Origin of the sequence: Yinghuangia seranimata (assembly GCF_029953285.1) — a bacterium.
GTDB lineage: Bacteria > Actinomycetota > Actinomycetes > Streptomycetales > Streptomycetaceae > Yinghuangia > Yinghuangia seranimata.
This window is the reverse complement of the sequence record NZ_JASAOI010000026.1, coordinates 113,413-134,429: the sequence shown is the minus strand read 5'-3', so window position 1 is coordinate 134,429 and position 21,017 is coordinate 113,413. Positions and strand designations below refer to the sequence as shown.

Annotated in this window: 19 protein-coding genes and 1 pseudogene; 2 read left to right on the top strand and 18 right to left on the bottom strand. The window is 72.8% G+C overall.

Features of this window, described 5'->3' with window-relative positions; genetic code table 11:
• Nucleotides 1–543 (top strand): M23 family metallopeptidase (locus tag QI554_RS17925; RefSeq protein WP_281471035.1); only part of this gene is annotated, 543 nt, incomplete at its 5' end.
• A gap of 109 nt (nucleotides 544–652) precedes the next feature.
• On the opposite strand, the gene QI554_RS17920 is transcribed toward QI554_RS17925, so the two are convergent.
• From QI554_RS17920 to QI554_RS17850, 15 genes and pseudogenes are all read right to left on the bottom strand, one after another.
• Entirely contained in the window at nucleotides 653–781 is a 129-nt protein-coding gene (locus QI554_RS17920; protein ID WP_281471034.1) for a hypothetical protein, read from the bottom strand.
• Between the two features lie 4 nt (nucleotides 782–785).
• Nucleotides 786–2,303 carry a bifunctional lysylphosphatidylglycerol synthetase/lysine--tRNA ligase LysX gene (gene lysX / locus QI554_RS17915; protein ID WP_281471033.1) on the bottom strand — a complete coding sequence of 506 codons (1,518 nt, stop codon included), beginning with the start codon at nucleotides 2,301–2,303 and terminating at the stop codon, nucleotides 786–788.
• Nucleotides 2,304–2,359: 56 nt separating this feature from the next.
• Complete coding sequence (locus QI554_RS17910) at nucleotides 2,360–3,838, bottom strand: hypothetical protein (RefSeq protein ID WP_281471032.1); 1,479 nt, start codon at nucleotides 3,836–3,838, stop codon at nucleotides 2,360–2,362.
• Nucleotides 3,839–3,975: 137 nt separating this feature from the next.
• Nucleotides 3,976–5,694, bottom strand: coding sequence for a hypothetical protein (locus tag QI554_RS17905; RefSeq protein WP_281471031.1), 1,719 nt, complete (start codon nucleotides 5,692–5,694; stop codon nucleotides 3,976–3,978).
• A 166-nt stretch (nucleotides 5,695–5,860) separates the two neighbouring features.
• A complete protein-coding gene (locus QI554_RS17900; protein ID WP_281471029.1) occupies nucleotides 5,861–7,519 on the bottom strand; it encodes a hypothetical protein in 1,659 nt (552 codons plus the stop codon).
• Between the two features lie 364 nt (nucleotides 7,520–7,883).
• Nucleotides 7,884–8,408, bottom strand: coding sequence for a hypothetical protein (locus QI554_RS17895; RefSeq protein WP_281471027.1), 525 nt, complete (start codon nucleotides 8,406–8,408; stop codon nucleotides 7,884–7,886).
• Nucleotides 8,409–8,445: 37 nt separating this feature from the next.
• On the bottom strand, nucleotides 8,446–9,231 hold the full coding sequence (locus QI554_RS17890) for a type III pantothenate kinase (protein ID WP_281471025.1): 786 nt from the start codon (nucleotides 9,229–9,231) through the stop codon (nucleotides 8,446–8,448).
• Between the two features lie 98 nt (nucleotides 9,232–9,329).
• Nucleotides 9,330–10,211 (bottom strand): carboxylating nicotinate-nucleotide diphosphorylase, encoded by an 882-nt coding sequence (nadC, locus tag QI554_RS17885; RefSeq protein ID WP_281471023.1) that lies wholly within the window; start codon nucleotides 10,209–10,211, stop codon nucleotides 9,330–9,332.
• On the bottom strand, nucleotides 10,208–11,857 hold the full coding sequence (locus tag QI554_RS17880; protein WP_281471022.1) for an L-aspartate oxidase: 1,650 nt from the start codon (nucleotides 11,855–11,857) through the stop codon (nucleotides 10,208–10,210). The genes nadC and QI554_RS17880 overlap by 4 nt, the downstream gene beginning before the upstream one ends.
• Before the next feature lie 119 nt (nucleotides 11,858–11,976).
• Nucleotides 11,977–12,378 (bottom strand): annotated as a pseudogene (gene panD, locus QI554_RS17875) (aspartate 1-decarboxylase); the annotation flags it as partial.
• Nucleotides 12,375–13,241, bottom strand: a complete 867-nt coding sequence (gene panC, locus QI554_RS17870) for a pantoate--beta-alanine ligase (RefSeq protein WP_281471021.1) — start codon at nucleotides 13,239–13,241, stop codon at nucleotides 12,375–12,377. The gene panC and the pseudogene panD, both read right to left, overlap by 4 nt.
• Nucleotides 13,238–14,179 carry a Rossmann-like and DUF2520 domain-containing protein gene (locus QI554_RS17865; protein WP_281471020.1) on the bottom strand — a complete coding sequence of 314 codons (942 nt, stop codon included), beginning with the start codon at nucleotides 14,177–14,179 and terminating at the stop codon, nucleotides 13,238–13,240. Before QI554_RS17865 ends, panC begins: the two co-directional genes overlap by 4 nt.
• A 60-nt stretch (nucleotides 14,180–14,239) precedes the next feature.
• Entirely contained in the window at nucleotides 14,240–14,659 is a 420-nt protein-coding gene (locus tag QI554_RS17860) for a hypothetical protein (protein ID WP_281471019.1), read from the bottom strand.
• A 142-nt stretch (nucleotides 14,660–14,801) separates the two neighbouring features.
• Nucleotides 14,802–16,034: a cytochrome P450 gene (locus QI554_RS17855; protein ID WP_281471017.1), complete on the bottom strand. Its 1,233-nt coding sequence runs from the start codon at nucleotides 16,032–16,034 to the stop codon at nucleotides 14,802–14,804.
• A gap of 31 nt (nucleotides 16,035–16,065) precedes the next feature.
• Nucleotides 16,066–16,530, bottom strand: coding sequence for a 2,4'-dihydroxyacetophenone dioxygenase family protein (locus tag QI554_RS17850; protein ID WP_281471016.1), 465 nt, complete (start codon nucleotides 16,528–16,530; stop codon nucleotides 16,066–16,068).
• A 218-nt stretch (nucleotides 16,531–16,748) separates the two neighbouring features.
• Between QI554_RS17850 and QI554_RS17845 the strand changes: the two genes are divergently transcribed.
• Nucleotides 16,749–17,618 carry an SDR family NAD(P)-dependent oxidoreductase gene (locus QI554_RS17845; RefSeq protein ID WP_281471015.1) on the top strand — a complete coding sequence of 290 codons (870 nt, stop codon included), beginning with the start codon at nucleotides 16,749–16,751 and terminating at the stop codon, nucleotides 17,616–17,618.
• 17 nt (nucleotides 17,619–17,635) lie between these two features.
• Here the strand turns inward: QI554_RS17845 and QI554_RS17840 are convergent, their stop codons facing one another.
• From QI554_RS17840 to QI554_RS17830, 3 genes are all read right to left on the bottom strand, one after another.
• The gene (locus tag QI554_RS17840) at nucleotides 17,636–18,331 is read right to left on the bottom strand and encodes a response regulator (RefSeq protein WP_281471014.1); all 696 of its coding nucleotides are present in this window, start codon (nucleotides 18,329–18,331) and stop codon (nucleotides 17,636–17,638) included.
• A gap of 6 nt (nucleotides 18,332–18,337) precedes the next feature.
• Nucleotides 18,338–19,642: a sensor histidine kinase gene (locus QI554_RS17835; RefSeq protein ID WP_281471013.1), complete on the bottom strand. Its 1,305-nt coding sequence runs from the start codon at nucleotides 19,640–19,642 to the stop codon at nucleotides 18,338–18,340.
• An 85-nt stretch (nucleotides 19,643–19,727) separates the two neighbouring features.
• The gene (locus tag QI554_RS17830; protein ID WP_281471012.1) at nucleotides 19,728–20,957 is read right to left on the bottom strand and encodes a sensor histidine kinase; all 1,230 of its coding nucleotides are present in this window, start codon (nucleotides 20,955–20,957) and stop codon (nucleotides 19,728–19,730) included.
• Nucleotides 20,958–21,017 lie beyond the last annotated feature (60 nt).

Genomic DNA, 21,017 nt, shown 5'->3' with positions numbered 1-21,017 from the left:
GTGGCCGCCGAGGCCGCGGCCAAGGCGGCCGCCGCTGAGCAGGCCGCCGCGGACGCGGCTGCCGCTGCTGCTGCCGCTGCCGCGCAGGCCGCCGTGGCCCCCGCCCCGGCCGCCGCGAGCGAGGCGCCGGCCACGTCGCCGTCCGGCTGGGTCCGTCCCGTCGACGGCGCCCCGCACGGCAGCTACGGCCGCTCGGGCTCGCACTGGTCGCACGGCCACACCGGCGAGGACTTCTCGGCGGGCATGGGCACGTCGGTCAAGGCCGTCGCGGCCGGCACCGTCGTCAAGACCGGCTGGGGCGGCGCGTACGGCAACGAGGTCGTCATCAAGCACGCCGACGGGCACTACACCCAGTACGGCCACCTGTCGAAGTTCTCCGTGTCGGCGGGCCAGAAGGTCACCGCCGGCCAGCAGATCGCGCTGTCGGGCTCGACCGGCAACTCGACCGGCCCGCACCTGCACTTCGAGGTCCGCACCGGCCCGAACTACGGCTCGGACGTCAACCCGGACGCGTTCCTGCGGTCCAAGGGCGTCGACGTCTGACGCCCAGCGCGCGCGACAAGCACGCAGAAAGCATGTGAAAAGCCCCAGGGCGGGACACCGTTGGACCGGTGTCCCGCCCTGGGGCGTTGTGCGTCATGCCGGGCGCGGGTCAGTCGCCCTTGCCGCCCGCGTCGTCGCGCGAGCGCCGTGGGTCGGTGCTCCGGAAGATCGTCACCATCACGCCGATGAACAGCGCGGCGACCACGGCCGACGGAACGATTGCGGCAAGGACGTCCATGTGCTTACTCCGGCTTCACAAGCGGGAAGAGGATGGTCTCGCGGATGTTCCGCCCGGTGAAGGCCATCACCATGCGGTCGATACCGAGGCCGAGGCCGCCGCTGGGCGGCATGGCGTACTCGAGGGCGCGCAGGAAGTCCTCGTCGAGCTGCATCGCCTCGACGTCGCCGCCGGCCGCCAGGAGCGACTGCGCGGTGAGCCGGCTGCGCTGCTCGATCGGGTCGACGAGCTCCGAGTACGCGGTGCCGAGCTCCATGCCGAAGCCGATCAGGTCCCACTTCTCGGCCAGGCCCGGGGTCTCCCGGTGCCGGCGGGTCAGCGGCGACGTCTCGATCGGGTAGTCGCGCACGAACGTCGGCTGCACGATGGTGTGTTCGACGAGCTCCTCGAACAGCTCCTGGACCAACTTGCCCTGGCCCCAGGCCTTGTCCCACTCGATGCCGCGCTGGTCGGCGATCTTGCGGACCTGCTCGATCGCGGTCTCCGGGGTCAGCTCCTCGCCGACCGCCTCGGACACCGAGCCGTACACGGTGATGGACGGCCACTCGCCGGAGATGTCGATCTCCTTGCCGTTCCACTCGAACACCTGCCGGCCGAACACCCGCTCCGCCGTGTACTGGTACACCTCGCGGGTGACCTCGGCCATCGTGTTGTAGTCGCCGTACGCCTCGTACGCCTCGAGCATCGTGAACTCGGGGTTGTGCGTGGCGTCCGCGCCCTCGTTGCGGAAGTTGCGGTTGATCTCGTAGACCTTCTCCGCGCCGCCGACCACGAGCCGCTTGAGGTAGAGCTCGGGCGCGATGCGCATGTAGAGGTCCATGTCGTACGCGTTGATGTGCGTGACGAACGGACGCGCGGTCGCGCCGCCGTGGATCGGCTGCAGCATCGGCGTCTCGACCTCGAGGAAGTCGCGGCCGTTGAACCACTCGCGGACGGACCGCACGATCTCGCTGCGGGTGCGCAGGATCCGGCGGGACTCGTCGTTGACGATGAGGTCGACGTAGCGCATGCGCACGCGCGCCTCGGGGTCGGTCATGCCCTTGTGCTTGTCCGGCAGCGGGCGAAGGCACTTGGCGGTGATCGCCCAGCTGTCGACCATCACGGACAGCTCGCCGCGCTTGGACGTGATGACCTCGCCCTCGACGCCGACGTGGTCGCCCAGGTCGACGTTCGCCTTCCAGGCCGCCAGCGAGTCCGCGCCGACCTTGTCCAGCGACACCATCACCTGGAGGTCGCCGCTGCCGTCGCGCAGCGTGGCGAAGCACAGCTTGCCGCCCGTGCGGTACAGCACGACGCGGCCGGTCAGGCCGACGCGCTCGCCGGTCTGGGTGTCCGGCTCCAGGTCGGGGAACCGCGTACGCAGCTCGGCGACCGTGGTGGTGCGCGGGAACCCGACGGGGTACGGGTCGACGCCCTCCTGCTTGAGGCGCTCGAGCTTCTCGCGGCGGACCCGCATCTGCTCGGGGAGGTCGTCGGACAGCTCGGCGGTCGGCACGGCGTCGGCCTGGGCGTTCTCGGTCACCAGGCAAGGCTACCTGCGTGCCGGACGAGGTCCGTACTCGAATAGGGGTGTCACGGTCAAGCACCGTCACCCGCGCGCGCGACGAGGCGGCGCCTGCGGTGCCCGACGACCCCGAGCGACGTACCGCCGGCGCCGACCAGGGCCAGGCTGCCGAGCAGCAGCGGCACCGCGCCGGAGCCGCCGCCGCTGTCGGCCGTCCTGCCCCCGGTCGCCGGCGTCAGGACCAGCGTCGCGACGTTGTTACCGGGGTCGGCGTCGAACGGCGCGGCGGAGAAGGTGAGCGTCGCGGTGCCGCCCTCCACGCCCGGATCGGCCACGAGCCAGGTGTCGAGTGCCGCGCGCCCGCCGGCCTCGGGCCCCGACAGGGCGCAGAAGTACCACGTGCCGTCGCCCTTGCCGAGACCCGCGTAGTCGACCGCCGGATCCGACGGGGCGCACGCGGTCCAGTTGACGCCGTCGCGCAGGAAGGTGACGCCCGGCGGGAGGTCGAGCCGGGCCGAGAAGTGCTCCCCGTAGAAGGTGCCGCGGCCGACGTTCGCGTAGTCGAAGCGTATGTCGAGGAACGCCTTGCCGTCGTACTCGTACGCCCTATTCTCGACCGCGCCGTCGACGACGGTGTAGTCCGCGGTGAGCGTGGTCCGCACCGGCATGACCGTGGAGGTGTCCGCGGTCGCGCCGGACGGGGCCGAGCGCTCGACGAACTCGAGGCGCTTCGCGCCGGTCCCGCGGTGGAGGGCGGTGTTCTGCTTCAGGTCGTCGAACCACTGCTGTCCGTCGAGCCCCACCTTGGCGGTGACCTGGGTGGTCGCCGCGTCGGCCGGGACGACCAGCCCGACCGGCGAGGACGGGACGTACACCACGCCCCTTTCGAGCGGCTGCTCGACCAGGCACTGCATCGTGCCGAAGCCCGGCGTCCTCTCGTACATGCAGTTGCTGTACTCCTCGGTGTGCCCGATGCCCTCGAAGTGCGCGCTGAGGGTCACCGAGAACCTCGCCGGTTCCACGCCCTGGCTGTAGACCGCGAGCGGCGCGTCGACGGTGCCGCCCGGCGTGGCACCGGTCACCGGCTTCGCGGGTTCGAGCACGAGGCCGCCGACCGACACGTCCACGAACGAGGTCACCGTGCGGTTGCCCGCCGAGGCCTCGACCTTGACGCGGGCCTGCGCGCCCGCCTTCACGCCCGGTTCCGCGAGGACCTCGAGGTCGGGCACCCTCCCGTCGGCGCGGCAGGTGAACTTCGCGCCGTCCGCGGAGCAGGAGCCGCCGACCGGCCTGATCCTCACGTGGTCCGGCAGGCCGGTGCCGTCGAACGCCACTTGCTGCAGCTGCGGGCGGGGGTAGGCGCTCTCCGCCGCGAAGTGCTTGGTGATCGTCGTCGGTTGCGTGCCCGGCATCTCCAGCGCGCTCGTCCCGGAGTCCACGAGCCGCCACTCCGGCCAGTCTCCGTGCGCCGCCGAGGCCGCGCCCGCCGCCCCCACGGCCACCAGGACGGCTACCGCGCACGCGCCGACGCGCAGGCCACGTGTGGAAACCATGCCTCCCCCTTCAACACGTTCGGGGGCGGCCTTCCGGCCGCCCCCTCGACCAACCGACACGTAGCTCCACGCCCGGGATGCACGAGGGACGCGTGTGGCCCCTGGTCCTTCCGGGGGGGGGTGAACTCGCCCTGCGGTCAGGCCGTTTGGGCCTGCCCCGCGGCCCGCCTGCGGCGGACGACCACGACCGCCAGCACGCCGCCGCCGGCCACGACGAGGCCGATGCTGCCGAGCAGCAGCGGTTCGACCGACGACCCGCCGCCGGTGCTCGCGAGGTGTCCGCCCGAAGTGCCGGACGTCGACGAGCCCGTGCTGCCCGAGGCCGTGCCACCGGACGTGCCGGACGTACTTCCGCCCGAGGAACCGCCGGACGCGCCGCCCGACGCACCGCCGGTGTCACCGCCCGAGGACCCGCCCGAAGTCCCGCCGCTGGAACCGCCGGACGAACCGCCCGACGAGCCGCCGCTGCCGCCCGTACTCGCCGGCGGGGTGCCGAGCGTGATGGTCAGCGTCTGGTTGCCGCCGTTGTCGTCGTACGGCCGTCGGGCCAGCGTGACCTTGACGGTCGCGCCGTCGGCGATCGGGCCGCTCAACGCGAGTGCCGTGTGCGCGATCGCGCCGACCTGGAAGGCGTTCGTCATCGAGCAGACGACGAAGACGCCGTCGCCCTGCCCGAAGTCCCCGTAGTCCGCCCCCTTGGTCGACGGGAAGCACGTGGAGTAGCGGCCCGGCTCGACCTTCGCGCCCTGCGGAAGGTCGACCCGCGCGAGGATGTTGGTGGCCTCGAAGACCGCGCCCGGGCCGGAGTTCTTGGTGTCGAAGCCCAGTTGCCACTTGTCGCCGTGGCCGGCGGTGCCGTTGGCGACCCCGAGGTCCGCCGGCACGGTGGTCGAGACGACCACGTCCACGCTGTTGTTCTCCAGGGCGACGTCCGGCAGCGCCGAACGCGCGGCCCGCTTCGCCAGCCGGAAGGTCTTGTCGCTGTTCCCGGGTGTGGCCCCGGTGCGCGCGACGATCTCGTCGTAGGCGGCACGGCTGGAGAGGCCGACACTCATGCCCACGACGTCGGTGGTCAGCCCCGAGGGGACCTTCACCTGCCACGGTTCCGCGGGGACGTACTCCGCGTTCCGGTCGAGCGGCTGGTCGACGAAGCAGATCGCCTGGGTGCCGTCGAACGCGCAGTTCTTGTACTTCTCCTCGTAGGCCCAGGACGTGCCGCGCGTGGTCACGTTCACGACGAAGGGGCCGGGCTCCATTCCCTTGCTCACCACCGTCAGCGGGAGCGCGAGGTCCGCTCCGGGCGCGAGCCGGCGGATCGGCTCGACCGGCTTGAGCGCGAGGTCGGGGCCGCCGGCCGTCACGTCGATCCCGGGGAAGGCCACCGCGATGTCGGCGTCGTCCGCGGTGCCGGTCACCTTGATGGTGCCGTGCGCCCCTTCGGTGGCACCGGGCTTGGCGACGACGTCGAACGGGATGCCGTAGCCCCTGGTGGTCGTCATGGTCGGATAGGTGCACACGATCTTCGCGGGCTGGACGGCGCACGGGGAGCCGTACAGGTCCTTGAACTCCGCGAACCCGGCGACGGCCGAGCCGTCGATGGTGATCACCACGTTCGTCGCCGAACCGGACGGCGTGACGCCGAGGGTGAGCGGCGCCGGGTACCGCGTCGGCGCACTGGCGTCAGGGATCCTCAGGGCGACGTCCTTGGCCTCCGTGGTCACGTCGACCTTCGTGCGGTCGGCGTGCGCCGTCCCGGGCAGCAGCCCGACCGCCATCGTGGCGGCCAGCACCGCCACGGCCGGCACCAGACCGGCGCGTATCCGCGCGGACGGCCCCCGCCCCATCGGCGACTTCATCTACCGAACCCCCTTGGTCAGAAAGGACTGAGGCGGACCGGCGAGCTCTCGCCGACACCGCCACGCTCGAACGACGCCTAGCTTCCGGCCCGGGTTGCACGGCCGGAACGCCCCGAGCCGGGCGGGGACTTCACACCCCGTCCGGCTCGTTGCCGCACTGCTCGCGTCAGACGGTCGACGCCGCACCGGTCCGGCGCCTGCGGAACACGGCGACGCCGACCGCGGCGCCTCCGGCGGCGACCAGGGCGAGGCCGCCGTACAGCAGGGGCATCGCGGACGACGACCCGGTATGCGCGAGCGAAGCCGTACGGGCGCCGTTCGAGGACGCGCCGGTCGACCCTGACGTGGACCCGGACGTCGTCCCCGACGTCGTCCCGGACGAGCCGCCCGAGGTCGACGCACCGGTGCTGCCACCCGAACTCCCGCCGGAGGACCCGCCACTGCTGCCACCGGACGAGCCGCCCGTGCTGCCACCAGAGGTCCCGCCCCCGGTCGACGTCCCGGGCGTTCCGATGACGATGTGGGTGTTCCCCGGCACGAGGGCCAGGGTCGCGACGTTGTCCGCCGTGTTGGTGTCGGATGGCGTCGGCTGGAGCGTCAGCTTGGCGACCGCGTCGGCCGGGACCGTGCCCTTCACCACCCGGATGCCGGCGTGGAACACGCTGAAGATCCCGTTGAGCATGACCGGGCGCAGCTGGCAGATGAACCAGACGCCGTCGCCGCGCCCGAGCCCCGGATAGTCGTGCCCGGCGGACGAGGGAACACAGGGGGGCGATCCGTGCTGCGAGAAGTCCTGCTGTATGCCGGGCGGGAGGTCGAGCCGCGCGAGCATGGTCAGGTTGTAGTCGCTGTAGATGTGGCCCGGACCGAGGGTGTGGGCCTCGAAGTCCAGGTCCCCTACCTCCCCGACGTCGTAGCGTCCGCTAACGATCCCCAGGTTCGTCCGCGCCGAGGTCTCGACCGCCTGGAAGGCGTCCTCGCGGGCGCCCGGCGCCGGCCGCTCACCCGCATGCTTGGTGTACGTCAGGCGCGCGCTGCCGGTGCCGCGGGTGTAGGAGCCGTTCGCGGCCGCCGTGTCGAAGATGTCGGATCCGGCACGCACGAACGTCTGCATCCGCGAACGGGCCGTGTCCGCACCGACCTTGACCTTCACCGGCTTAGTCGGCGCGTATACGGCGCCGCGTTCGAGGTGCTGCTCGACCAGGCAGACCATCGTCCGCGGGGTGTCCTTCTTGTACAGGCAGTTGGCGAACTGGTCGACGAAACTCAGGCCTTCCTCGATTTGCACGGACACGGAGAAACGCTCCGGATCCCGCTCGAGGCTCGCCACCGTCAAAGGAGCCGGGACCACACCACCGGGGGCGACGCCGGTCAGCGTCTGGACCGGCTGCGCGACCACCTTGGGGTCGTTTTCGACGCGCAGTTCCTCGGTGAAGCCGAGGACGTTCGCGTTGTTGGTGGTGACGGTCAACTTCCCCTTGTCCCCTGCGGCCGCGGGCGCGCCGGAGAACCAGTGGAGTGTCGCCAGCACCGTATTGGCGTTGGCATGCGCGTACTTGCACGTGATGGACGTGGGCTTCTGCTCGCAGCCCGACGAACCCATGTCGACCGTGAGCCACGTCCCTCGCGGCAGCGCATCGGTGTGGACCACGACGTCAAGATCGGCCACCTCCCCTGGTCCGTTGAGCTTCAGGGTGAACCCCGTCAGACCGACCGGGTCGATCACGCGCGAGCCGGTCATCGTGATCTTCATCGCTGCGGGCGCGGCGGCGGCCGGGACCGCCGACAGTCCCGCGCCCAAGGTGGCGAACAGGGTCAGGGCCAAGCCTCGGACGAGGCGGTGTCGTGTTCTCGGCAACAGCATGTTGATCCGAACCCCCCTTGCTCGGAGTGGGTTTCGGCGGCCTCCGCGGGAAGGTCCGGGACCGCCATGCTCGAACGACGCCTAGCTGTCCAGCCGGGTTGCACGCCCCGAAAAACCAAACCGGGCACGGCCGTTAGACTGATCCCGGACCGATCATTCAGTCAAGCGCTTCAGCGATTCACGCCGCGGTCGCGCCACCCTTGCGACGCCGCGCGACAACGAACGCCCCACCGGCGACGAGCAGCAGACCGCCGCCCACCCCGGAAACGATTCGGTGAAGATCCGATGGAGTCTCAGGCCGGATCGGCGAAGGGGTGAACTTCCGCTACCCGGCGTCGCGTTCGCGGGCCTCGGCGGTGAGGCGGTCGTCCAGTTCGCGCTCGGCGAGGGCCGTGAAGTGGATGAGGCGGACCAGGCGGCGGTCGCGTTCGCCGTCGCCGCAGGGGAGTTCGTTGAGGGTGCGGAGGGCGGCCAGGTCCTCCGCGGTCGGGGTGTGGCCGTACGCCGTGACGGCGTGGTCGAGCGCGGCCAGGTAGGTGGTGGCCGCGCCCGGGAGGGCGGCGCGCTGGCTGGCCAGCTCGGCGAGGTGGAAGGCACGCAGGCGGGCGCGCTCGGACTCGGCCTCGGCGATCGCGGCGTCGAGGAGCCAGTAGTCGACCGGGGCGGGGGCGGGGGCGCCGGCGGGTTCAGCCGATCCAGCCGGTCCCACGGCTCCGACCACCGCGTCCTCGGCGTCCATTCCCGCGTCCGCCCCCGGCGCGGCCTTCATCGCGAGCCGCAGGGCGCGCCGCAGTACGGCGACCTCGGGCATGCTGAACGCCAGCCCGTGGTCTCCGTGCGGCGTCGGCATGCCTGCACTGTACGGGTCGGTTGCCCGGTTTGCGGCGCTATGCCCCGGCGTTGCGCTCGTAGACCATCCGCAGGCCGATCAGGGTGAGCCACGGCTCGTGGACGTCGATGACGGACGCCTCGCCGAGCACCAGGGTCGCGAGCCCGCCGGTGGCCACCACGGTGACCGACTCGGGGTCGTCGGACAGTTCGGCGGCCATGCGCTTGACGACGCCGTCGACCTGGCCGGCGAAGCCGTACAGGATGCCGGCCTGCATGGCCTCGACGGTGCTCTTCCCGACGACCGAGCGGGGCCGCATGAGCTCGATCTTGCGCAGCTGCGCGCCGCGCGCGCCCAGCGCGTCCACGGAGATCTCGATGCCGGGGGCGATGGCGCCGCCGATGTACTCGCCCTTGGCGCTGACCGCGTCGAAGGTGGTGGCGGTGCCGAAGTCGACGACGATGCAGGGGCCGCCGTAGAGCTTGATGGCGGCGAGCGCGTTGATGATGCGGTCGGTGCCGACTTCCTTCGGGTTGTCCATGAGCACCGGCACGCCGGTCTTCACGCCGGGCTCGACGACGACCGCGGGGATGTCGCCGTAGTAGCGGCGGAACATGTCGCGCATCTCGTGCAGCACGGACGGCACGGTGGAGCACACCGCGATGCCGTCGACGCCGCCCGCCCCGATCAGCGGGTGCTGGCCGAGCAGGCCCTGCAGGACCACGGCGAGCTCGTCGGCGGTGCGGCGGGCGTCGGTGGAGATGCGCCAGTGCTCGACGATGTCGTCACCGTCGAACAGGCCGAGCACGGTGTGCGTGTTGCCTACGTCGATCGTCAGGAGCATCGTCGGGTGTCCTTGGCTGTGGCGGTGGGTCGTCAGGGGGACGGCGGTGGGCGCTGAGACGGAAGAAGGCACAGTACCTGGGTGGCCTCTGACCCGGCTCAGTCGCGGAGGTCCACGCCGATGTCCAGCACCGGGGCGGAGTGGGTGAGCGCCCCCACGGCGAGGTAGTCGACGCCGGTGGACGCGACCTCGCGCGCGGTGTCCAGGGTGAGCCCGCCGCTGGACTCCAGGCGGGCGCGCCCGCCGACCAGGGCGACGGCCTCGCGCAGTTGGAACGGGGTCATGTTGTCGAGCAGGATCAGGTCGGCGCCCGCGTCGAGCACCGGCGGGATCTGGTCGAGCCGGTCGACCTCGACCTCGACGGGAACGTCGGGGAAGGCCGCGCGGACGGCGTTGAAGGCCTCCGCGACGCCGCCGGCCGCCACCACGTGGTTGTCCTTGACCATCGCGGCGTCGGACAGCGACATGCGGTGGTTGACGCCGCCGCCGCAGCGCACCGCGTACTTCTCCAGCGCGCGCAGGCCCGGCGTGGTCTTGCGGGTGTCGCGGATCGCGGCGCCGGTGCCCGCGACGGCGTCGACCCAGGTGCGGGTGAGCGTCGCGATGCCGGACAGCCGGCACATGAGGTTGAGCGCGGAGCGTTCGGCGGTGAGCAGGTCGCGGGTGGCGCCGACGGCGGTGAACAGCACCTGGCCGCGGGCGACCCGGTCGCCGTCGGCGACGAACCGCTTGATCTCGACGTCGGTGCCGCACACGACCTCGACAACGGCCTCGGCGACCGGCAGGCCGGCGACGACGCCCGGCACGCGGGCCGTGAAGTCGGCGCTGCCACGCGCGTCGGCGGGCACCGTTGCCACGGAGGTCACGTCGACGCCGCCCGCCAGGTCCTCGGCCACGGTCGCGCGGGCGAGCGCCTCGACGGCGGCCGCGTCCAGGCCGGCCGCGGCCAGGCGGGCGGTCAGGTCCGGGGTGAGCGTCACGGCGTCTCCTTGGGCTCGTACGGCTGGTAGGCCAGGTCCAGGCGGCCGGCGGCCATGGTGGTCACCAGGTGGCCGCGCCAGTCCTTGTCGTCGGCGTCGGGGAAGTCCTCGCGCCAGTGGCAGCCGCGGGTCTCCTCGCGGTCGTACGCCGCCGCGGCGAGCGCGCTCGCGACGGTGTGCAGGTTGGTGGCCTCCCACGTCTCGGTGCACGGGTCGGTCCCGGCCCGGGTGCCGAGTTCGGCGAGCACCCGCGTGGTCTCGGCGAGGCTGTCGCGGCTGCGCAGGACGCCCGCGCCCGCGGTCATCGCGCGCTGCAGCGGAAGCCGGATCCCCGCGTCGAGGAGCCCGGACGGCCCGGCGGGGCGCGCCGGTTCGCGGCGCGGCGGCAGGTCGCGGGCGAGGTCCTCGGCGATGCGCTCGGCGAAGACCAGGCCCTCGAGCAGTGAGTTGGACGCGAGCCGGTTGGCGCCCTGCACGCCGGTGCACGCCACCTCGCCGCACGCGTACAGGCCGGGCACCGAGGTGCGGCCGTGCAGGTCGGTGCGCACGCCGCCGCTCGCGTAGTGCGCGGCGGGCGCGACCGGGATGAGGTCGTGCACGGGATCGATGCCGTGCGCGCGGCACGAGGCGAGGATGGTCGGGAAGCGCTCGGCCCACATCTCGGCGCCGAAGTGCCGGGCGTCGAGGTACATGTGCTCGGCGCCGGTCTCGGCGATCCGGCTCATGATGCCCTTGGCGACGATGTCGCGCGGCGCGAGCTCGCCCAGCGGGTGACGGCCCGTCATGAACCGTACGCCGTCGGCGTCCACGAGGTGCGCGCCCTCGCCGCGCACGGCCTCGGACACCAGCGGCTGCTGGCCCTCCGCGCCCGGGCCGACCCACAGCACCGTCGGGTGGAACTGCACGAACTCCAGGTCGGCGACCTCGGCTCCGGCGCGCAGCGCGAGCGCGACGCCGTCGCCCGTCGAGACGTGCGGGTTGGTGGTCGAGGAGAAGACCTGGCCCATGCCGCCCGCGGCGAGGACGACAGCGCGCCCGTGCACGGCGCCGACACCGTCGCGCGCGCCCTCGCCCATGACGTGCAGCGTGACGCCGCAGGCCCGGCCCTCGTCGTCGCGCAGCAGGTCGAGCACGAGGGCGTGCTCGATGACCTCGATGCCGGCTTCGTGGACCGCCTGCACGAGGGCCCGCGATATCTCCGCCCCGGTCGCGTCGCCGCCGGCGTGGGCGATGCGGTTGCGCAGGTGCCCGCCCTCGCGGGTGAGCATGATGCTGCCGTCCGCGTCCCGGTCGAACTCGGCGCCGACCGCCATGAGCCGGCGCACGGCTCCCGGACCTTCGGTGACGAGGACGCGCACGGCCTCCTCGTCGCACAGCCCGGCGCCCGCCACCAGCGTGTCCTGCATGTGCTGTTCGGGGGTGTCGCCCTCGCCGAGCGCGGCGGCGATCCCGCCCTGCGCCCAGCGCGTCGAGCCCTCGTCGAGCACCGCCTTGGTGACCACCAGGACGCTGCCCACCGCGCGGGCCCGCAGCGCGGCGGTGAGGCCGGCGACGCCGGACCCGATGACGATGACGTCGGCGTACGTCGCCCAGCCCGGCTCGGCCGCGGTGAGCCGGGCGGGGTACGCCGGGGCCGCGGCGCTCATCGGCCGGCCGTGTCGGTGTCGGTCGCGGCGGTCTTCCCGGTCTTGGCCGCCTTGGCGGCCTTCTTCGCCGCCTTCATCTGCTTGGCGTTGAGCGCCTTGGCCGCGCGCGGCTCGGGCACGTCGCCGCGCCGCAGTTCGCTGCCCGCGGGTACCTCGGCGGGGTCGTGGCCGGTGCCGGTGATGCGGTTGTCGCCGTCGACGAACACGACGCGCGGCTTCATGTCGCGCGCCTCCTCGTCGGTGACCTGCGCGTACGCGATGACGATGACGAGGTCGCCGGGGTGCACCAGGCGCGCGGCGGCGCCGTTGATGCCGATGATGCCGGTGCCGCGCGGCCCGGCGATCGTGTAGGTCTCCAGGCGGGCGCCGTTGTCGATGTCGACGATGTGCACGAGCTCGCCCGGCAGCAGGTCGGCCGCGTCGAGGAGGTCCTCGTCGATCGTGACCGAGCCGACGTAGTGCAGGTCGGCCTGGGTCACGGTGGCCCGGTGGATCTTGGACTTGAACATCGTGCGCATCATGACCGTGCTCCTGCGATGACCAAGGGGACGTTGTCGATCAGACGGGTCGTACCGACCCGGGCGGCGACGGCGAGGACGGCCGTGCCGGTGTGCTCGGCGGGGACCTCCGCGAACGTCGCGGGGTCCACCAGCGCGAGGTAGTCGAGTTCGAGCGGCGGTGTGGCGCCGGCCGCCCCGGCGAGGACGGCGGACGCGGCGGCGCGCACCGCGTCGGGCCCGCCGTCCAGCGCGGCCTCGCCGGCCCGCAGCGCGCGGCTGAGCGCGAGCGCGGTGCCGCGGTCGGCCTCGCCGAGGTAGCGGTTGCGGCTGGACAGCGCGAGGCCGTCGGTTTCGCGCACGGTCGGCACGGGCGCGATCTCGACGGGGAAGTTCAGGTCGGCGACCATCCGCTGGATGAGCGCGAGTTGCTGCGCGTCCTTCTGCCCGAACAGCGCGACGTCCGGCCGGGTCAGGTGGAGCAGCTTCGCGACGACGGTGAGCACGCCGTCGAAGTGACCGGGCCGCACGGCTCCTTCGAGCACGTCGCCCATCGGTCCGGCCGACAGCCGCACCTGGGGCGCGCCGCCGGGGTAGACCTCGTCGACCGACGGGGCGAACACCACGTCGGCGCCCGCCTCCTGACAGACGATCAGGTCGGCGTCGAGGGTGCGCGGGTAGCGGTCGAGGTCCTCGCCGGCGCCGAACTGGAGCGGGTTGACGAACACCGTCACGGCGACGGAGCCGTCGGGGCCCGCGTGTTCGCGCGCGGTCCGGATGAGCGTGGCGTGGCCCTCGTGGAGCGCGCCCATCGTCATCACGACGGCGCGCCGTCCCTTGTCGGTGGCGGCGTGGAGTTCGGCCGCGGTACGGACCAGCCGGCTCATGCCCGGCCTCCTTCCGCGAGGACGTCGAGCAGCGCCTCGGCGGCCTCGGCCTTGAGCAGTCCGGCGTTCATCGCGCGATCGGCGGTCAGCCGGGCCATCGCGATGTACGCCGCGAGCGCGTCGGGCGCGACCCGGCGCAGTTCGGCGACGTGCGCCGCGACGGTGCCGGCGTCGCCGCGCGCGACCGGGCCGGTCAGCGCGAGGTCGCCGGAGCGCAGCGCGTTGTCGAGCGCGGCGCCGAGCAGCGGGCCGAGCATCCGGTCGGGGGCGCGCACGCCGGCCGCGGCGAGCAGGTCGCGGGACTGGGCGACCAGCGTGACCAGGTGGTTCGCGCCGTTGGCGAGGGCCACGTGGTACAGCGGGCGGGCGCTCTCGTCGATCCACTCGGGTTCGCCGCCCATCTCGACGACGAGCGCCTCGGCGACCGGGCGCAGCACGTCGGGGGCGGTGACGCCGAACGAGCAGCCGACCAGGCGCTGCACGTCGACGGAGGTGCCGGTGAAGGTCATCACCGGGTGCAGCGCGAGCGGCAGGGCCCCGGCGCGGGCGGCCTCGCCCAGCACGGAGACGCCGAACCGCCCGGAGGTGTGCACGAGGAGCTGCCCGGGCTTGAGCGCGCCGGTGGCGGCCAGGCCCGCGACGAGGCCCTCCAGGGCGTCGTCGGGAACGGTCAGCAGGGCGAGGTCGGCGCGCGCGAGCACGTCCTGCGGGGTGGTGAGGGGGACGCCGGGGAGCAGCTCCTCGGCGCGGCGGCGCGAGGCGTCCGAGACGCCGGACGCCGCGACGACGTGGTGCCCGGCGAGGGCGAGGGCGGCGGCGAGCGGCGCGCCGACGCGGCCCGCTCCGACGACGCCGACCGCGAGGCGGGCGGGTCGGTCCGCGGGATCCGCGGGGCGGGGCCGCCGCTGGGGTACGGCGAGGGGGTCGTTGTCGTTCACGATGGCCTTCCGTTCCAGTCCGCGGTGGGTACCGGACGAGTACTGGCCTGATCAGCGTACTCAGGTGGGGGGCGGGCCGAAGCGCGGGTGGCCTCCGGGCCGCGGGACGTACGCGGGCGTGCAGGCGGGAGCGGACCGCCGTGCGCCGCGCCGCGCGAACCGGGGCAGCGCGGGCCCGCGCATGCCGACCGCGCCCAGCGCGGTCAGCACGAGCCCGGTGAGCAGCAGCGTCGCGGTGACCAGCCGCGCGGCGAGGGCCGCGCGCGGGCCGTTCTCGGTCTTGAGGGTGTACGACGAGGACGCGGGACGCGCCGCGGCCGGGCCGTTCTCGGCGACCCCCCACGCCGCGGACTGCGCGGCCGCGGGCCGCTCGGGGGCGGCCCCCTGCCGGGGCCCCGTCCCGCCGTCGAAGGCGGACGCGGCGGCGACGACACCCACTGCTGATATCGCGAGCGCGGACCTGAGGACCACGCGAGCCATGAACCGGCGCATGAGTACCTCCCGAACCAGGGGACCATACCGCCCGATATCGCGCATATCGGACTAGCAGTGGTCCCCCGGGGTCCGGGAGGCCAATCATGCGGACGGCAGCCGCGCCCGCCCGCGGGGCGGCGGCCCCGGTTCAGGCGCGGGTGAGGCGTACCGGCAGTGCCGCCAGGGCGTTGTTGAGGTTCGAGCGGATGCGCTTGGGCTCGCCGGTGAGGGTGATCTCGGGGAAGGCCGCGAGCAGCTCCTCGAAGAAGACCCGGCCCTCCAGGCGCGCGATGTGGACGCCCAGGCAGAAGTGCTCGGCGAAGCCGAACGACAGGTGCGGGTTGGGCTTGCGGGTGATGTCGAAGCGCTGCGGGTCCTCGAAGACGTCCTCGTCGCGGTTGGCCGAGGTGTAGTACATCGCGACCTTGTCGCCGGCCTTGATGGTCACGCCGCGCAGCTCCACGTCCTGCGTCGCGGTGCGCCGGAAGTAGTGCAGCGGGTTGGCCCAGCGCAGGATCTCCTCGACCGCGCCGGGGATGCGCGCCGGGTCCGCGCGCAGTGCGGCGAGCTGCTCGGGGTGGGTGAGCAGCGCGTGCAGGCCGGCCGACAGCATGGTCTTGGTGGTGTCGTTGCCGGCGGTGACCAGCTGCACGAAGAACTTGCCGAAGTCGACGTCCGACATCAGCTTGCCGCCGAACTCGGACTCCAGGATCAGGGTGGTCAGGTCCTCGCGGGGGTCCTCGACGCGCCGCTTCATGGCGAAGCCGATCGCGTACTTGGCCATCTCCATCGAGGCCGCGCCGGGGCCGTAGCCGTCCTCCTCGGTGCCGCCGACCTCCGGGTCCTGGCTGCTGGTGTTCCGTTCGGCGAGGCGGTGGATGTAGTCCCAGTCCTCACGCGGCAGGCCCATCAGCTCGCCGATGACCTGGGTCGGCAGGCTGCCGGTGACGTCGTGGACGAACTCGATGTCCCCGTCGGTCGGGAGCGTCGCGAAGATCTCCCGGCAGATCTCCCGGATCCGCCCCTCCATGCCGCCGACCACCTTGGCGGTGAACGACTTGACCAGCGGCTTGCGGTACGCGCGGTGCTGCGGCGGGTCCATCGCCAGCAGCGACCCGCGCAGCGCCTCCAGCCGGTCCTCGTCCAGGTTCTCCAGGACGATGCCGCCCTGCGCGGCGGAGAACAGCTCGGGGTGCTGCGACACGTACTCGCAGTCCTCGTGCTTGAGGATCGCCCAGTAGCCGGGCTCACCGGGCATCTCCTGCCAGAACACGGGGGTGGTGCGGCGCAGTTCGGTGAACAGCTCGTGCGGGACCCCGGACAGGTAGCGGTCGGGGGCGTAGATGTCGGTGCCGAAGTGCTCGGGTATCACGGCGGTCATGGGTACGCGGCCTTTCAGGCGACTCGGCGGCTCAGGCGACGAGGACGTTCGGACGGCCGAAGCCCTGCGCCTCGGCGAGCGCGTAGTAGGCGCGCAGGGTTCCGGGGCCGTCGGTGACCGACTCGATGGTGGTGCCGTCCGCAGCGAGGTTGAGGTTGGCGCCGTACATCTGGAACCACACGCGGGTGTCGGGCTCCAGGCAGGTGAGGGTGTGCACGGAGCCGGCGGGCTCGTAGAGGAAGGAGCCCGCGCGGTTCACGTAGTCGTACTCGGCGTACTTCCACGCGCCCGACGTCGTGTAGGCGTAGACCGGGCCGGTGTGCCGGTGGATCGGGGCCTGGAAGCCCGCCTGGAAGACGTTCTCCACGATCCACAGGCCCTCCTGCGGCTTGACGCAGATGACCTTGAGCTTGTTGCCGCCGCCGATCTCCACGAAGGGCAGGTCGTCGGCGCCGATGTGGATGGACAGGTCCGGGCCCTCGGAGATGGTGGTCATGGCGGTGCCTCCTGCGCGGCGATGGATCCGGGTCGGCGTCACGTCTGTAACGGTGTAACAGCATGCCTCAGTCAAGCGTCGGTTTCGAGGGTCCCGGCGGTGTGCGGTTTGGCACCACGATTCCGCCGGGCAGGATGGGGCGGTACGCGCGAGGGCCGGGGATCGGGACCGGGCCGCTGCTCGCGGATCCGCGCGCGGAGCGGGAGGGGATGCTTTTCATGGGCACGGAGCGGGGTCGCCGGGACGCGGGACCGGCCGCCGGAATGCTGGCCGGCAAGGTCGCGGTGGTCACCGGCGGAGCCAACGGCATCGGACGTGCGTGCTGCGAGCGGTTCGCCGAGGAGGGCGCCGACATCGTCGTCGCCGACATCCTCGACGAGGCCGGGATAGACACCATCGCCGCCGTCGAGAAGAAGGGCCGGCGTGCCGCCTACATGCACGCCGACGCGAGCAGCCCGACCGACAACGAGACGGTCATGCAGCACGCGGTCGACCTGTTCGGCGGCATCGACATCCTCGTCACCGCGGCCGGCATCGCCACCGCCGACTACCGCAGCGACCAGCCCGCCGCGTTCGCGAAGCGCGCCGCCAAGCACGCCCGCGAACAGCCCGACCCGATGCGCCGCTTCACCGAACTGCGGCTCGCCGACTGGCAGAAGGTCCTCGACGTCAACCTGACCGGGACGCTGCTCGCGGTCCAGGCCGCCTCGCGCGTCATGCTCGACCTCGGCCGACGCGGCTCGATCATCACCATCGCGTCGATCGCCGCCAAGCACCCCGAGGCGGGCGCGCCCGCCTACTCGGTGTCCAAGGCGGGCGTCTGGATGCTCACCAAGTACGCGGCGCGCGTGCTCGGCCCGGCGGGCATCCGGGTCAACGCGATCGGCCCCGGCTTCATCGAGACCAACATGACCGCCGTCGTGCGCGGCCTGCCCGACCTGGAGGAGCGGCTGCTGTCCGACGTGCCGCTCGGCCGCATGGGCACCGCGCGCGAGGTCGCCGACGCGGCGCTGTTCCTGGCCAGCCAGCAGTCGTCGTACTTCACCGGCGAGATGCTGCACCCCGACGGGGGCTTCTACACCGACTGAGCGACCGCGGGCCCGGGTCAGGCGCCGCGGGCGCGCACCAGGCCCGTCTCATACGCGAGCACCACGGCCTGCACGCGGTCGCGCAGGCCCAGCTTCATCAGGATGCGTCCCACGTGCGTCTTCACGGTCGCCTCGGACAGGAAGAGCCGCTCGGCGATCTCGGCGTTCGACAGGCCCTGCGCGACCAGCAGCAGCACCTCGTGCTCGCGCTCGGTCAGCGAGTCCACCGCCTCGGGGCGGGCGTCGCCCTCGCTCGGCAGGATCGGCGCGAACCGGTCGAGCAGGCGACGCGTCGTGCTCGGCGCGACGACCGCGTCACCGGACGCCACCGCGCGGATGCCCGACAGCAGTTCGGTCGGCGGGACGTCCTTCAGCAGGAAGCCGCTGGCGCCCGCCTTGATCGCGGAGAACGCGTACTCGTCGAGGTCGAACGTCGTCAGCATGAGCACCTTCGGGCGCTCCCGGCCCGGCGGCAGCTTGAGGCTGTCGGGGCCGTCGCCGCAGATGCGGCGGCACGCCTCGACGCCGTCCATGCGCGGCATGCGGACGTCCATGAGCACCACGTCCACCGCCGTCGACTGGATCCTGTCGAGCGCCTCGGCGCCGTTGCCGGCCTCCGCGACGACCTCCATGTCGGGCTGGGCCTGCAGCACCATCGTGAATCCGGTACGCAGCAGCTCCTGGTCGTCGACCAGCATCACCCGGATGGTCATCAGGCGTCAGGCTCCTTGTGCGGTGGGGCGGTTCGGGAACATCGGGAAGACGGGGGCCGGGTCGGACGGGACCACGGCGGGCCGGGCGGGCGGAGCGGCGGGCACCGTGGGCTTCGCCGGCGCGGCGAGGCCGGAGGCGTACGGCAGCACCGCGCGCACCCGCCAGCCCCCGAGGCCGGCCTCGGGCCCCGAGTCGGGGCCGGTGTCGAGCTGGCCGCCGAGCATCGCGACGCGCTCACGCATGCCGACCAGGCCGTGGCCCATGCCGTCGCCGGGCGCGTCCGCGCCGCGGCCGTTGTCGGTGATCGTCATCGCCAGACCATCTTCGCCGTACGCGAGCACGACCGCCGCGTTCGCCGCCGGACCGGCGTGTTTGCGGGTGTTGGTCAGCGCCTCCTGCACGATCCGGTACGCGGCCAGCGCGACGCCCTGCGACAGCGGCACCGGGACGCCCTCGATGCGCAGTTCGACCGGCAGGCCCGCGTCCCGCACCCGGTCGACCAGGTCGCCGAGCTGGTCCACGCCCGGCTGCGGCGCGTACGGCCCCTGCTCGGCCTCCGAACGCAGCACGCCCAGCAGGCGGCGCATCTCGGCCAGCGCCTCGCGCCCGGTCGTCGAGATCGTGCCCAGCGCGTCCCGGGCCCGGTCCGGCGCCGCGTCGATCGCGTAGGCGGCGCCGTCGGCCTGCACGACCATGACCGACACGTTGTGCGCCACCACGTCGTGCAGCTCGCGCGCGATCCTGGCGCGCTCGGACGCGGCGGCGATCTGCGCGTGCGTCTCCCGCTCCCGCTCCAGCCGCGCGGCGCGGTCCTCCAGCTCGGCGTAGTACGCGCGGCGGGTGCGCATCGAGTCGCCCAGCACCCAGGCGATGATCAGCATGAAGGACACGAACGCGAAGCCGAGGATGTTCTCCTTGGGCCCGCCCTCCTCGGCGGGGAACCGCAGCGTCATCAGCGCGGGACCGACCACCGCCATCGCCAGCCCGAACCGCGACAGCCCGCGCGAGCCGGTCTTCGCGGCGGTGTGCAGCACGACGATCATCGCGAGGTCGACCGGCGTCGGCAGCACGCCCGCGGCGAGTTGGACCAGACCGCCGACGACCACGCCCACCGCGGCGAGGTGCAGCTGCACGCGGCGCAGCGCCATCGACAGGCACAGCAGCATGGCGATGAACCCGGAGGCGACCGCCTCGCGTTCGGTGGCGGCGACGCTCAGGATGTAGACGCCGCCGAACACGAACAGCGCGCAGGCACCCGCGACGTCGACGACGACGGGGTGCCTGCGCAACCACTCGTAAAAGCTCTGCACACCCACGACATTAGGGACGCGGGAGCACGACGGCGTCCGCCTTCGTAGGGAATCGCCGGTACGACGTAGGTCGGAGAGTGCGAGGTCAGGCCGTACTTGCGGGGACCCTCAGAGGGAGCGTCACGACGACCTGGTAGCCGCCCGCCCGTCGCCCCCCACCGCCCATATTCGATGTCGCTTCGCTCCCTTCTTCCGGGCAGGGCCCGGCGTTCAGCGTCCCGCCGAACATCGCGACGCGCTCGCGCATGCCGACCAGGCCGTGGCCCATGCCGTCGCCCGCCGCGTCCGCGCCGCGGCCGTCGTCCCTGATCTCCAGCTCCACGTTGTCGTCGCCGTAGTGCAGCCGCACCGTGGCGGTCACGTCGGGGCCGCCGTGCTTGCGCGTGTTGGTCAGCGCCTCCTGCACGATCCGGTACGCCGCCAGCGCGACGCCCTGCGACAGCTCGACCGGCACCCCGTCCACCCGCAGCTCCACCGGCAGCCCGGCGCCGCGCACCTGGGCCAGCAGGTCCTCGAGCTGGTCGACGCCGGGCTGCGGGACGAGGCCCTGCGTCTCGTTGGCCGAGCGCAGCACGCCGAGCAGGCGGCGCATCTCGGCCAGCGCCTCGCGGCCGGTCGAGGAGATGGTCGCCAGCGCGCGGCGGGCCCGCTGCGGGTCTCCGTCGATCGCGTACGCCGCCCCGTCGGCCTGCACGACCATGACCGACACGTTGTGCGCCACCACGTCGTGCAGCTCCCGCGCGATCCGGGCGCGCTCGGCGGCGGCCGCCACCTGGGCCTGGGCGTCCCGCTCGCGCTCGAGACGCGCGGCGCGGTCCTCCAGCTCCGCGTAGTACGCGCGCCGGGTGCGCATCGAGTCGCCCAGCACCCACGCGATCACGAAGGGGCCGGTGAGCAGGAGGAACAGGATGATCGTGTGGGTGACGGTCGTGTTGGGCAGATCCAGCCACCGGGCGGACGCGGCGGTGGGCGCGATGAAGCAGCCGGCGAGCGCGAGCCGGGACGCCCAGCGCGGCGCGTAGGCCGCCGCCGCGTACACGACCACCGGCATCGCGAAGTCCATGATCCCGGGCTCGATGTCCGCGGCGAGCTGGACGACCCCCGCCGCGAACGTCAGGAAAAGCACGAAGACCGGGACCGTACGGCGCAGCGCCACCGCGCAGCACAGCACCGCGAGGATGCCGGCCATCACGGCGCGGTTGCCGGGAAGCGTGTCGGTCAGGATCTCCAGCAGGCTCAGCGCAAGCAAAAGCGCCGCCCACGCCGTGTCGACCAACAGCGGGCGCGCGCGGAGCCAGGCATAGACGCGTTGCACATATCCACATTAAGAGTTCGATCAGGGTGCGCGGGTACGGCTACGGCGGACGCGCTGGCG